The organism is Serratia quinivorans (assembly GCF_052113645.1).
In the GTDB taxonomy this organism is placed as follows: Bacteria; Pseudomonadota; Gammaproteobacteria; order Enterobacterales; family Enterobacteriaceae; genus Serratia; species Serratia quinivorans_B.
In genome coordinates, this window is the sequence record NZ_JBIEIU010000004.1 from 325,324 (window position 1) to 338,176 (window position 12,853).

The 12,853-nt window shown below is 57.5% G+C and carries 12 protein-coding genes; 4 read left to right on the plus strand and 8 right to left on the minus strand.

What is annotated here, in order from left to right; all coding sequences use genetic code 11:
- Positions 1-136: 136 nt before the first annotated feature.
- Positions 137-1,054, plus strand: coding sequence for a uridine diphosphate-N-acetylglucosamine-binding protein YvcK (yvcK, locus tag ACGS9J_RS10755; RefSeq protein WP_442230906.1), 918 nt, complete (start codon positions 137-139; stop codon positions 1,052-1,054).
- A gap of 4 nt (positions 1,055-1,058) precedes the next feature.
- Here the strand turns inward: yvcK and ACGS9J_RS10760 are convergent, their stop codons facing one another.
- Positions 1,059-1,316 (minus strand): VF530 family DNA-binding protein, encoded by a 258-nt coding sequence (locus tag ACGS9J_RS10760; RefSeq protein ID WP_442230907.1) that lies wholly within the window; start codon positions 1,314-1,316, stop codon positions 1,059-1,061.
- Positions 1,317-1,475: 159 nt separating this feature from the next.
- On the minus strand, positions 1,476-3,488 hold the full coding sequence (uvrB, locus tag ACGS9J_RS10765; RefSeq protein WP_442230908.1) for an excinuclease ABC subunit UvrB: 2,013 nt from the start codon (positions 3,486-3,488) through the stop codon (positions 1,476-1,478).
- A 1,331-nt stretch (positions 3,489-4,819) separates the two neighbouring features.
- On the opposite strand from uvrB, the gene ACGS9J_RS10770 reads away from it, so the two are divergent.
- Positions 4,820-5,530 (plus strand): ATP-binding cassette domain-containing protein, encoded by a 711-nt coding sequence (locus tag ACGS9J_RS10770; protein ID WP_442230909.1) that lies wholly within the window; start codon positions 4,820-4,822, stop codon positions 5,528-5,530.
- 40 nt (positions 5,531-5,570) lie between these two features.
- Here the strand turns inward: ACGS9J_RS10770 and bioD are convergent, their stop codons facing one another.
- The 4 genes from bioD to bioB are packed head-to-tail and all read right to left on the minus strand — an operon-like array spanning position 5,571 to position 9,177.
- Entirely contained in the window at positions 5,571-6,245 is a 675-nt protein-coding gene (bioD, locus tag ACGS9J_RS10775) for a dethiobiotin synthase (RefSeq protein ID WP_442230910.1), read from the minus strand.
- Positions 6,238-7,005, minus strand: coding sequence for a malonyl-ACP O-methyltransferase BioC (bioC, locus tag ACGS9J_RS10780; RefSeq protein WP_442230911.1), 768 nt, complete (start codon positions 7,003-7,005; stop codon positions 6,238-6,240). The genes bioD and bioC overlap by 8 nt, the downstream gene beginning before the upstream one ends.
- Positions 6,989-8,140: an 8-amino-7-oxononanoate synthase gene (gene bioF / locus ACGS9J_RS10785; RefSeq protein ID WP_442230912.1), complete on the minus strand. Its 1,152-nt coding sequence runs from the start codon at positions 8,138-8,140 to the stop codon at positions 6,989-6,991. The genes bioC and bioF overlap by 17 nt, the downstream gene beginning before the upstream one ends.
- On the minus strand, positions 8,140-9,177 hold the full coding sequence (gene bioB / locus ACGS9J_RS10790; protein ID WP_442230913.1) for a biotin synthase BioB: 1,038 nt from the start codon (positions 9,175-9,177) through the stop codon (positions 8,140-8,142). The genes bioF and bioB overlap by 1 nt, the downstream gene beginning before the upstream one ends.
- A 90-nt stretch (positions 9,178-9,267) precedes the next feature.
- Between bioB and bioA the strand changes: the two genes are divergently transcribed.
- Positions 9,268-10,542, plus strand: a complete 1,275-nt coding sequence (bioA, locus tag ACGS9J_RS10795) for an adenosylmethionine--8-amino-7-oxononanoate transaminase (RefSeq protein ID WP_442230914.1) — start codon at positions 9,268-9,270, stop codon at positions 10,540-10,542.
- Between the two features lie 4 nt (positions 10,543-10,546).
- On the opposite strand, the gene ACGS9J_RS10800 is transcribed toward bioA, so the two are convergent.
- A complete protein-coding gene (locus tag ACGS9J_RS10800; protein ID WP_442230915.1) occupies positions 10,547-10,948 on the minus strand; it encodes a YkvA family protein in 402 nt (133 codons plus the stop codon).
- A gap of 165 nt (positions 10,949-11,113) precedes the next feature.
- On the opposite strand from ACGS9J_RS10800, the gene ACGS9J_RS10805 reads away from it, so the two are divergent.
- Positions 11,114-11,596 (plus strand): kinase inhibitor, encoded by a 483-nt coding sequence (locus tag ACGS9J_RS10805; protein ID WP_442230916.1) that lies wholly within the window; start codon positions 11,114-11,116, stop codon positions 11,594-11,596.
- 227 nt (positions 11,597-11,823) lie between these two features.
- Here the strand turns inward: ACGS9J_RS10805 and pgl are convergent, their stop codons facing one another.
- Positions 11,824-12,828, minus strand: a complete 1,005-nt coding sequence (gene pgl / locus ACGS9J_RS10810) for a 6-phosphogluconolactonase (RefSeq protein WP_442230917.1) — start codon at positions 12,826-12,828, stop codon at positions 11,824-11,826.
- Between the last annotated feature and the right edge of the window lie 25 nt (positions 12,829-12,853).

A 12,853-nucleotide genomic window follows, 5' to 3' on the forward strand; every position in this document is an offset into this window, starting at 1 on the left:
CAAATCTGGAAAACCATGATAAACGCCCTTTACGAAGATGAATTGACCGGAATCACGCAAATCACACTCTTTTTCGCGTTTTTACGCCAAATCCGCTACTTTATGCGGGCAGTTAAGCCCCTTTGTAAGGAAATTTATGCGTAATCGAACCCTGGCCGATCTCGATCGGGTAGTGGCATTGGGCGGTGGCCATGGTCTTGGTCGCGTGATGTCTTCCCTGTCGTCTTTAGGCTCCCGTTTAACCGGTATTGTCACCACCACCGATAACGGCGGTTCTACCGGCCGTATCCGACGTTCGGAAGGCGGCATTGCCTGGGGCGATACCCGTAACTGTCTGAATCAACTGATCACCGAACCCAGCGTGGCCTCCGCGATGTTCGAATACCGCTTCAGCGGCAATGGCGAACTGTCGGGGCACAACCTCGGCAACCTGATGCTGAAGGCGTTGGATCACCTCAGCGTGCGCCCATTGGAAGCGATCAATCTGGTACGCAGCCTGCTGAAAGTGGACGCGGCGCTGATCCCGATGTCCGAACAGCCGGTGGATCTGATGGCGCACGATCATGAAGGCAACCACGTCTACGGGGAAGTGAATGTCGATCAGTTGACCGATATGCCGCAGGAGCTGATGCTGTCGCCCTATGTTAACGCGACGCGCGAAGCGCTGGATGCCATCGCGCAGGCCGACGTGATCCTGATTGGTCCGGGCAGCTTCCTGACCAGCCTGATGCCTCTGCTGTTGCTGGATGATCTTACGCAGGCCCTGCGCCGCAGCAGCGCCAATATGATTTATATCGACAATCTGGGACGCGAATTAAGCGTCGCGGCGGCAGCCTTGACGTTAAAGAACAAACTGGAATTGATGGAGGCGAAAATTGGCCGCCAGATGATCGATGCCGTGATTGTCGGACCGACGATAGATACCCGTGAAGTGCAGGATCGGGTGGTGATCAAACAACCGCTGGAAGCGACGGACATTCCTTACCGTCACGATCGCCAGTTGCTGCGCCAGGCGCTGGATCAGGCGTTGATCGAGTTAGGCGCCCGCGCCTGACGGCTTACTCGCCGCCACGTAGCCAAGGGTTATCGCTGGCGGCCCGGCTGACCATATCGAGATAAAGATCTTCCACCTGCTGGCGCGCCCAGGGCGTGCGACGCAGAAACTTCAAGCTGGATTTGATGCTGGGATCGCTGCTGAAACAGTTGATGCGAATGCGTTCAGCCAGCCCTGACCAACCGTAGTTCTCCACCAGTTTATTCAAAAGTTGTTCCAGAGTGACGCCGTGCATCGGGTCTTTGGACTGGTGTTGGGTCATGTCTGTGGCTCGCAGTAGTCAAATGGCCGCACACCATAATCAGCTTTGGCGGAGGCGACAAGAAATTTATACCCTTTGTCTTTCAAACTGCAGCGTTGTTGGCTGCAGCTCGAAATCCATTGGGTATTCCCTTGAAACACCCTCTGGTGTCTCTGTGCCTTAAGAAATGGCGATGAACTGCTCACGCAACTGGTGGATCTCATCGCGCAAGCCCGCAGCCTGCTCGAACTCCAGGTTCTGTGCGTGGGTATACATCTGAGCTTCCAGCTCGCGGATTTTTTGATCCAGGGCTTTCGGCGTAAGGTTTTGGTACTGAGCGGCGCTTTCCGCTGCCTTGCCCTTCCCTCTGCCCTTACTGCGGTTGCCCGGTTTGCCCAACTGCAAAATATCGGAAATTTTCTTGTTCAGGCCCTGCGGCACAATGCCGTTTTCTTCGTTGAACGCCTGCTGTTTGGCGCGACGACGCTCGGTCTCGCTGATTGCTCTGGCCATCGAGTCGGTAATTTTGTCACCGTAAAGGATCGCTTTACCGTTGAGGTTACGCGCCGCACGGCCGATGGTCTGGATTAACGAACGTTCGGAACGCAGGAAGCCTTCTTTATCGGCATCCAAAATCGCCACCAGAGACACCTCAGGCATGTCCAGGCCTTCACGCAACAGGTTGATACCCACCAGCACGTCAAACTCGCCCAGACGCAGGTCACGAATGATTTCGACCCGTTCTACAGTATCGATGTCAGAGTGCAGGTAGCGCACGCGTTCGCCGTGCTCTTCCAGGTATTCGGTCAGGTCTTCCGCCATGCGTTTGGTCAGCGTGGTGACCAGTACCCGCTCGTTGATCGCCACCCGCTTGCGGATTTCGGAAAGCAGATCGTCCACCTGAGTGGTCACTGGCCGCACTTCTATTTGCGGATCCAGCAACCCGGTAGGGCGCACGACCTGATCGATAATGTCGTCGCCGGATTTCTCCAGCTCATATTTGCCCGGCGTGGCGGAGACATAAATGGTCTGCGGCGCCAGCGCTTCGAACTCTTCAAAACGCATGGGGCGGTTATCCAGCGCCGACGGCAGACGGAAACCGTATTCCACCAGCGTTTCCTTGCGCGAACGGTCGCCTTTGTACATGCCGCCGATTTGCGGAATGGTCACGTGGGACTCGTCGACCACCAGCAGGCCATCCGCCGGTAAATAATCAAACAACGTCGGTGGTGGCTCACCCTCGCCGCGCCCGGACAGGTAGCGCGAATAGTTTTCAATACCGGAGCAGTAGCCCAGTTCGTTCATCATCTCCAGATCAAACTGGGTGCGCTGCGTCAGACGCTGTTCTTCCAGCAGCTTGTTATTGGCCAGCAGCACCTTGCGCCGCTCGGCCAGATCCACCTTGATCTCTTCCATCGCCTGCAGGATCCGCTCACGCGGCGTCACGTAGTGCGACTTCGGGTAAATGGTAAAACGCTGCACTTCTTGTTCGATCTGACCGGTCAGGGGATCAAACAGCGAAAGGCGTTCGACTTCTTCGTCAAACAGCTCGATGCGCAGCGCCAGTTCGTCCGATTCCGCCGGGAAGATGTCTATCACCTCACCGCGTACGCGGAAAGTCGCGCGCTGGAAGGCTTGATCGTTGCGGGTATATTGCAGCTCCGCCAAACGGCGCAGGATCGCCCGCTGATCGATGATCATCCCCTTGGTCAGGTGCAACATCATCTTCAGATACAGATCCGGATCGCCCAGGCCGTAGATCGCCGAGACCGACGCCACCACGATCACATCGCGACGTTCCAGCAGCGCTTTGGTTGCGGAAAGGCGCATCTGCTCGATGTGTTCGTTCACCGAGGCGTCTTTTTCAATAAAAGTGTCGGAGCTGGGGACGTAGGCTTCCGGCTGGTAGTAGTCGTAGTAAGAAACAAAATACTCGACCGCATTCTCGGGAAAGAACTCTTTCATCTCGCCGTACAACTGCGCCGCCAAGGTTTTGTTGGGCGCCAGCACCATGGTCGGCCGGTTGAGATCGGCGATCACATTGGCAACGGTAAATGTCTTGCCCGAACCGGTCACCCCGAGCAGTGTCTGGTGCGCCAGGCCGTCTTCCAGGCCCTCTTCAAGCTTGCGGATGGCTTCCGGCTGATCGCCGGCCGGTTTGAATTCGGAATGCAGTTTGAAAACTTTACTCATATACCCTTCGTCTTTCAAATTGCCGCGTTGCTACCGGCTGTCGTAGTGGGCAGGCGCAGCATGCAACGCCCCTACCTGGAGATGTGCGCGCTCAGGCGGCCATGGCGCGGGTGCTCGGTGAATGGCCACTAATTATGGAAAGCCCCGGCGATTTTCGCCAGTGCCTATAATACTGGATATAAAACCAGCTTCAAGCGATTCGTCGCTTTAGCGTGCGCCAAACCAGGCTGAATGCACCGTCAGGGTTACAGTCGCGTGACATTTTTATTGTCAATAACAGATTTATCCCCAAAATCCGTCACGAATTAACTTATTGATAGCACTACGGCGAAAAATCATACATAGGAACTTCATCAATACATCAGTCGCTTGATTTTAGTTAATTTATTGATAAATAATGATTTTATAAAAAAGACGAGATTGCGGACAAAGCGAACAGAACCCGCGTCCGCTCTCGCTTTAAACCGGTTTTCTAAATCTAATGCACAAGGTTATCCACAGGAATGGTGGATAACTCTCACCGCCCCGCCCCCGACGGGAGTTGCAGAAAGAACGCTTTTTGCCGTTTCTGTTCGCCAAGATGGCTTTTTTAGTTATTTTTTCACAAAAATATCGCTTTGTTTATGCCGATTAATGCTAAAAAGCCCCATTGCCAAAAACAGATTTGTCCCATTGTTACCTTCATCTGCTGCATCTTGCGGCGACCGGTTAAATAGTTTGCACCATAACTATTCTCCGCAGCACTGGAAGAGTGCAAAAATTGTCCGCGTTAACTTTTCGCCCTCTTTTCCCCCGCGCCACTCAGCCCGCTCTCGGCGCGCCAAGCCGTTAACAAGGCAATAACAAACCCGCTTTTGATTTGATTAAAAAGTTGGCCCAAGGGTTGCATTACCCTTCAACGGCAAAAGTGCGGTCGGAGGAAATCTTCGGCCTGTGACAACAGAATGACCTGCTCTGCATTAACCGTCAGTCCGGTGATAATCAACTGACATTTACGACACAAAGACCAGAGAGCACTGGAAAATTACCCTTAGCTGCCATTTTTGCCCATGTATTGCGTATTTTTACCAAACCTGAACTACCTCGTTAAAGGTAGTCGATCAGCATTTTGTTCTGGACATTGAAACACTCGGGAAAGAAACCGCTAACGCGGCAACCGTAGCAAGGAAGGGATAAAGCAAGGAAGCAGGGGTTCGGTACCCACCTCTGCACCGGTCGCCCTGTGGCACCAGCAGGTAAAATTGGCGCGGCCTGTTAAAGCCGCGTTACACCGGCGCCCCCGATGGGCGCACATCCACGAGTGGAATACAGGTCTTTGAGGAGAATGCCGGATGTTAAGTTTAAGGTCAGTGAATCAGTTTTATGGGCAAAACCATACCCTGTGGGATATCAACCTGGAGCTGCCGCGCGGTCAGTGTACGGTGCTTATCGGCCGTAACGGCGTAGGCAAAACCACGCTGGTCAACTGCATTATGGGCCATTTGCCGGTCGTCAGCGGCAGCATGACCTGGCAGTTGGCGGACGAACCCCCGCAAAACTTGCTACAGCAGCCGGTAGAAACCCGCACGGCGCTGGGGATCAGCTACGTTCCCCAGGGGCGGCAAATATTTTCGCAGCTCAGCGTAGAGGAAAATCTGCAGGTGGCGCTGATGGCAGGCCGTGATAGGTCGCGGCGTATCCCGCCGTTGATTTACAGTCTGTTTCCCAACCTGCGGGAGATGCGCGGCCGCCGAGCCGGTGATTTGGGTGACGGTGAACAGCAACAGTTGGCGATTGGCCGTGCCCTGGTGCTGGAGCCGGAACTGCTGATCCTCGATGAACCCACCAGCGGTGTTCAACCGTCCATCGCCGCCGATATCGGCAACGCGATCCGCAAGCTTAACCGTGAGCTGGGCATGACTATCCTGCTGGTGGAACACAAGCTGCCGTTTGTACGCCGCGTGGCGGACCGTTTTTGCCTGATGGACCAGGGACGCAGCGTAGCGGATGGTACGCTGGAACAGTTGGATGAGGACCTGATCAATGCCTATCTGGCGGTGTGAAGTGCCAAGACCGGGGGAGGACAGTTTCCCCCCGGTTCATTTATAACAGGCTCAGATCCAGATAATGCCCCAGCGCCTGCCGTTCGGGCTCGGGCAGATGCGGGATCTCCCCCAGCAGCGGTGCCGGTAACATGCGGCACAGCGTGGACATATATTCCTGATGACGACGGCCCGGTGCACAGACATCATTGGCAATCCAGCCGACCAACGGCAGCCCCGCCTGCTGGATCGCCTGTGCGGTCAGCACAGCATGGTTAATGCAGCCCAGCCGGATCCCCACCACCAAAATCACCGGCAGTTGTTCCTGTTGCACCCAGTCGGCAAAGGTATGTTGCTCACTAAGCGGCGTAAACCAGCCCCCGGCACCTTCGATCAGCAGCCAGTCGGCCCGCTGCTCCAGGTGGCGTAACCCGGCGGAAAGCTGCGCCAGTTCGATCGGCCGCCCTTCGTCGGCGCTGACAATGTGCGGTGAGGTCGGTTCTGCAAACACATAAGGGTTTACTTCGCCATAGCTCAGCGACACCGCGCTGTTGGCCTGCAATGCCAATGCATCGCCGTTACGCAGACCTTCGTCGGTCATCTCGCTGCCTGAAGCCACCGGCTTGTAACCGGCGGTGCGGTAACCCGCCAGATTAGCCGCCTGCAACAAGGCGCTGCTGGCCACGGTTTTGCCCACTTCGGTGTCGGTGCCGGTGACAAACCAACGCTTAATCACGATAAATCACTCCATAAACCAGATGATAGCTGAGCGGGAATTGTCCGCGGTGGCAGGGATAGGCTGCCTGTAAGGCGGCAAGCCGTTGTCGGGACAGTAGCCCGGCCTCGCGCCCCTGATGCAAATGGGTCGCGCCGATCCCCTTAAGAGAACGCATCAGCGCCATCACATCCGGGTAGTTCAGGGTTTGCCACTCCGCCTGCAAACGGTGGCGATAGCCCTCACACGCCGCGCCAATCTGCGCCAGCGGCAGAAAATCGTTCACATGCCGTTCGCCGTCCACCTGCAGCCAGGCGTCGCCCAACTCATGCAACGACCCTTCCGCCAGGGTAGAAAACAAAATCACGCCACCCGGACGGGTAACGCGATACAACTCCGCCAAGGCACGCGGCAGGCTGCTGCACCATTGCACCACCAAACTGCTGAAGCAGATATCTACTGCGGCCGCGGGCAGCGGCACATTTTCGATATCGCCCAGCAAATAATGGTCCGCCGCCTGCTGTTGGCGAGCATAGGCCAGCATGCCCGGTGCCAGATCGAGCGCCGTCACCTGCTTACCCAGTTCGCGCCAACGGCGGCTGAAGTGGCCGGTGCCACAGCCTGCGTCGAGCAGTTGTTCACCCCGGTGATCCCGCCCCATCCCCAGCAAGCGCTCACCCACATCACGTTGCAGTATCGCCGCCGCATCATAGTTCCCGGCCGCACGACTGAAGGCCGAAGCGACCGCTTGCTTATTAACCTGCTCAAACGCTGACGTCATGCAGTACCTCCAGCAGACGATCGATATCCTGCGGCTGATGCGCCGCCGTCAGGGTAATGCGCAGACGCGCGCCGCCCGGTGGCACCGTGGGTGGACGGATAGCGCTCACCCACAGCCCCTGTTCACGCAGACTTTGCGCCAGATCGAGCGCTCGTTGGTTATCCCCCACCAGCAAGGGCTGTATGGCAGTAACCGACTCCGTCAGGGTTAGCGACAACTGGGCTGCCCCCTGACGGAAACGCTGAATATTATCCTGCAGCCGGGCACGCAATTCGTCGCCTTGCTGAATGCAGCGCAAGGCGGCTTGCAGTGCGCAGGCCTGCGCCGGTGGCATTGCGGTGCTGTAAATCAGATGGCGGGCAAACTGCAGCAGGTATTCGGCCGTGGCCTCATCGCACAGTACCGCGGCTCCGCTGAGGCCGAAGGCTTTGCCAAAGGTGACCACCAGCAGTTCGGGCCGCACGCCCTGCTGCCAGCAAGTGCCGCGCCCCTGCTCGCCGTGAACGCCAATGCCGTGCGCGTCGTCGACCATCAGCCAGGCACCGGCTTCGCGACTCAAACGGTGCAGATCCGCCAGTGGTGCGCTGTCGCCGTCCATACTGAAGACCCCTTCCGTCACCGCCAACGTCTGGCCGCCGCAAGGTTTCGCCAGTAAATCGGCCAATGCCTGCGGTTGATTATGACGAAAACGTCGCAGTTGGGCCGGTGAGTGAGCCGCCGCCTCCAGCAGCGAAGCGTGGCTAAGGCGATCCGCCAAAATGCGGTCGTCCTCCTGCATCAATGCCGCCAGCAGCGCCTGATTGGCGGCATAGCCAGAAATAAACAGCAGCGCACGCGGATAGCCAAGCCACTGCGCCAACTGCTGTTCCAGCGCCTGATGAGCCGTACAAAAACCGGTCACGTGGCCGGAACCGCCGGAGCCCACACCATACTGCTGCGCACCCTGCTGCCAGGCGGTGATCACCTGCGCATCCTGGCTCAGGCCGAGGTAATCATTGCCGGAGAAATTCAGGTAACGGTGGTCGTTAAGTTGCAGATGGCGGCCATTGCCGCCCTGATTCACCTGACGGCGGCGGTAAGCGGCGCTCTGTTGCCGCTCCTCCAGCGCCTGTTCAATCCGTTGTTGCCAGCTCATTACAGCGCCGCGTTGTAAAACTCAGCGGTATCGGCCTGCATCAGGCGCGCAGCCAGCACTTGTTGCTGCTGATTGTCGCCGTGCTCGGTTTCAGTCTGCTGCGGGTTCAGGCCCAGTTTGCGGAACAGTTGCAGATCTTTGTCCTCTTCCGGGTTTGGCGTGGTCAGCAGTTTGCAGCCGTAGAAGATGGAGTTGGCGCCGGCCATAAAGCACATCGCCTGGGTTTGCTCGTTCATTTGCTCGCGACCGGCGGAAAGACGCACGTAAGAAGTCGGCATCATGATGCGTGCTACCGCGATGGTACGGATAAAATCAAAAGGATCGACGTCTTCGTTGTCCGCCAGCGGCGTGCCTTTCACCTTCACCAGCATGTTGATCGGCACGCTCTCCGGCGGCGTTGGCAGGTTGGCCAACTGCACCAGCAGCCCGGCGCGATCACGCACGGTTTCGCCCAGCCCCACGATGCCGCCGGAACAGACTTTAATGCCCGCACCGCGCACCTTGCCCAGCGTATCCAGACGTTCCTGATAGCTGCGGGTGGTGATGATGTTGCCGTAGAATTCCGGCGAGGTATCCAGATTGTGGTTGTAATAATCCAGCCCGGCTTCCGCCAGACGTTCCGCCTGGGTACCGTCCAGGGTGCCCAGCGTCATACAGGTTTCCATGCCCATCGCCTTCACGCCTTGCACCATTTGCTGCAGGTAAGGCATATCGCGCTCGTGCGGGTTTTTCCACGCCGCGCCCATGCAAAAACGGGTCGATCCGTTCGCCTTGGCCTTGCGTGCCGATTCCAGCACCTGCTCCACCTGCATCAGCCGCTCCGACTCCAGGCCGGTTTTGTAGCGAGAGCTTTGCGGACAGTACTTGCAGTCCTCCGGACAGGCGCCGGTCTTGATTGATAACAGCGTGCTCACCTGCACCTGACGCGGATCAAAATGCCGGCGGTGAACCGTCTGGGCTTCAAACAATAACTCAAGCAGGGGTTTATCAAACAGGGTCTGGGCAAGACCCACTGTCCAGTGAATGCGATCGGCCATCACGGCGTCTCCAAAAATGAAAAAAGTGTCGTCAGTTTAGATATTGTGGATATACTGTCAACCATTACACACATGATTTGGTTTACAAGTATGTCTGTCACTGCCTCCGACCTGGAATTCGATCAGCGCCATATCTGGCACCCTTACACTTCGATGAGTCACCCGTTACCCTGCTATCCGGTCGAAGCCGCCAGCGGCGTTGAGCTGCAGCTGGCCGATGGTCGACGCCTGATTGACGGCATGTCGTCCTGGTGGGCGGCCATTCACGGCTATAACCACCCGCAATTGAACCTGGCCGCCACGCAGCAGTTGGAAAAAATGTCGCACGTGATGTTCGGCGGTATTACCCACCCCGCGGCGATCGAACTGTGCCGCAAGCTGGTGGCGATGACGCCGGAAGCGCTGCAATGCGTGTTCCTGGCGGATTCCGGCTCGGTGGCGGTGGAAGTGTCGTTGAAGATGGCGTTGCAATACTGGCAAGCGCGCGGGGAACGGCGGCAGCGTATTCTGACCCTGCGTCACGGCTACCACGGCGATACCTTCGGCGCGATGTCGGTGTGCGATCCGGACAATTCGATGCACAGCCTGTATCAGGGCTATCTCGCGCCGCACCTGTTCGCCACCGCGCCGCAGTGTGGTTTCGATCAAGCCTGGGATGAAAAGGATATTGCCCCGTTCGCCGCCCTGCTGGAACAGCATGCCGGTGAAGTGGCGGCGGTGATCCTGGAGCCGGTGGTTCAAGGTGCCGGCGGCATGCGCATCTACCATCCGACCTACCTGAAACGGGTGCGGGAACTCTGTGACCACCACCAGGTGCTGCTGATTGCCGACGAAATCGCCACCGGTTTCGGGCGCACCGGCAAGCTGTTTGCTTGTGAACACGCGGACGTGGTGCCGGATATTCTGTGTCTGGGCAAGGCATTGACCGGCGGTTATATGACGCTGTCCGCCACCCTGACTACTCGCCACGTGGCAGAAACCATCAGCAACGGCGCGGCGGGCTGCTTTATGCACGGCCCGACCTTTATGGGCAACCCGCTGGCCTGTGCGGTAGCGAATGCCAGCCTGTCGCTGCTGGCGGAAAACCGCTGGCAACAGCAGGTAGCCGCTATCGAAACCCAGTTGAAACAGCAGCTATTACCGCTGAAAATGCAGCCAAAAGTGGCGGATGTTCGGGTGTTGGGGGCGATTGGCGTGGTGGAAATGCGCGAACCGGTGGATATGGCGCAGCTGCAGCGGGGTTTTGTCGAGCGCGGCGTGTGGATCCGGCCTTTCGGCAAACTGATTTATTTGATGCCGCCCTACATCATCGAACCTGAGCAGCTCAGCAAATTGACCGCCGCAGTCAGCGCAGCGGTACAGTAATCGACTACCAATGCTGGTCCAGATAGCGGGCCAGCAATACCAGACACAGCACCCACAGCAAAATAATCATTACCGCCGCCATGCGGCCGGTAGGATTGTCGATACGCCTTTGCGCTTTCTCACGGAACTCCGCCATCAAGGGTTTGGGGATCAGCCGCACCGCCAACATAATGCCCAACGGCACAATGATTACGTCGTCCAGATAGCCCAGCACCGGAATAAAGTCCGGGATCAGATCGATGGGCGACACCGCGTAACCCGCTACCAGCAGGGCGACCAATTTGGCATACCAGGGCGTGCGCCGGTCGCGAGCGGCCAGCCAAAGTGCATAAATGTCGCGCTTGATGCCCTTGGCCCAGCGGCGCAGCCAGCCAAACCACGGCGTGCGTTTTTTGAATGAAATCATGATTGCTTTTATCGATCTGTGAATTATTGATGCCGCGAATGTAACTTCGGCGTTAACGAGGATAACTCATAGGTGAGGCCGCTGGCGAGATGCAATGACACTTGTATTGTCGCGCCAAAACGGTCTAGCTTAGGGGTTCAGCTTTTACCGACCAATGGAGTCATTATGGCCTTTCGTTTGTACAGCAACGATCTGCAGGACGGCGCGAAAATGCCGGAGCGCCAGGTATTTAACGGCATGGGTTATCAGGGCGATAATCTGTCGCCGCATCTGGCCTGGGATGGCGTGCCGGAAGGCACCAAGAGTTTCGTGATTTCGGTTTACGATCCCGATGCCCCAACCGGCTCCGGCTGGTGGCACTGGGTAGTGGCCAATATCCCGGCTGCCACGCGCGAACTGCCGCAGGGCGCAGGCTCCGGCAAGGGCGGCTTACCGGCCGGCGCTGTCCAGACCCGCACCGATTTTGGTTCCGCCGGTTACGGCGGTGCCGCACCTCCGCAGGGGGAAAGCCACCGCTATCATTTCACCGTCCATGCACTGGATGTAGCAAGCATTGAGGTGGATGAAGGTTCCAGCGGTGCCCTGGTCGGCTTTAACGTGCACTTCCATAGCCTCGGCAGCGCCACGCTGACGGTGAAGTACAACTGATATGGCTCGGGGCGGGTATAACCGCCCCGATGGAAAAGTGGATTCGGCGTTAATAAACATAATGTAGCAAAAGCCTGTTTACCCCCCGCATGCCATACCGTACGTAATACTCTCTTTCTATACCCTAAATAATTGGAGTTGCATCAAGGCGGCAAGTTTGTGAGTCCCCAGTCACTTACTTAAGTAAGTGACTGGGGTGAGCAAATGCAGCCAACACAGAGGCAGCTTCAAGTATGACGGGTATCTAACACGCTTACCCACATCGGCCCTTTCCCCACCGGGTAGCGTGCCAACGTGGTCAGCTTGCCGCTGGTCTGATCGATTTCATACACTCCGATATGATCGGACTTCTGCCCGGACGAAATCACAAAGCGGCCGCTGTGGTCGATGTTGAAACCGCGAGGCTGCTCTTCGGTCGGGTGATAACCGACGACCGACAGGGTGCTGCCGTCTTCGGACACGCTGAAAATCGTCAGAATGCTGGCGGTGCGGTCGCTGGTGTACAGGAAACGGCCGTTTGGCGTGAGGTGAATATCCGCCGCCCAGCGGGTGCCGGTGAAATCGGCCGGCATGATATCCAGCGTTTGCGCCACCGTATATTTACCGCCGTTTTCGCTAATGGCCAGCACGTCTACCGTACCGTCCAGCTCGTTTACGCAGTAGGCATATTTGTCGTTAGGGTGGAATGCCATGTGACGCGGGCCGGCGCCGGTGGCGGTTGCAACCGCTTCCTGAGCATGCGGCGTCAGTTCACCCTGTTGGTCCAAATTGAACAGACGAATGCGATCTTCTTTCAGGCAAGGCACCAACAGCAGCTGGTTGGTCGGGTCGATGTTGGCCGAGTGCGGCGCAGTCAAACCGTCAATTTGCTGGAGAGGTGCGCCCACCACGCCGTCATGGCCGATCGGGCTGACGCTGGCGCAGTTGCCGCTGTAAGAGGCACAGAACAGATAGCGCCCCTGCAAATCGGTAGAGATGTGGGTCGGGCTGCCCGGCAGCGGTGCCATACCGGCCTGTTGCAGCGTGCCATCCTCCCCAATGCGGTAGCTGACAATGCCGAACGCCGGGCGCACGCCGACGTACAGGTGCGTTCTGTCCGGGTGGATCGCCATCGGTTGCACCTGCCCCGGGACTTCGACGGTTTGCAGCAGCGCCAGGGCCCCCGCATCACCTAACTGCCACACGTGAATTTGCTGGCTTTCCGGGCTGGCGACATAAACGATTTGCTTCATGTGTTCTCCTTGAATAGGGTAAGAG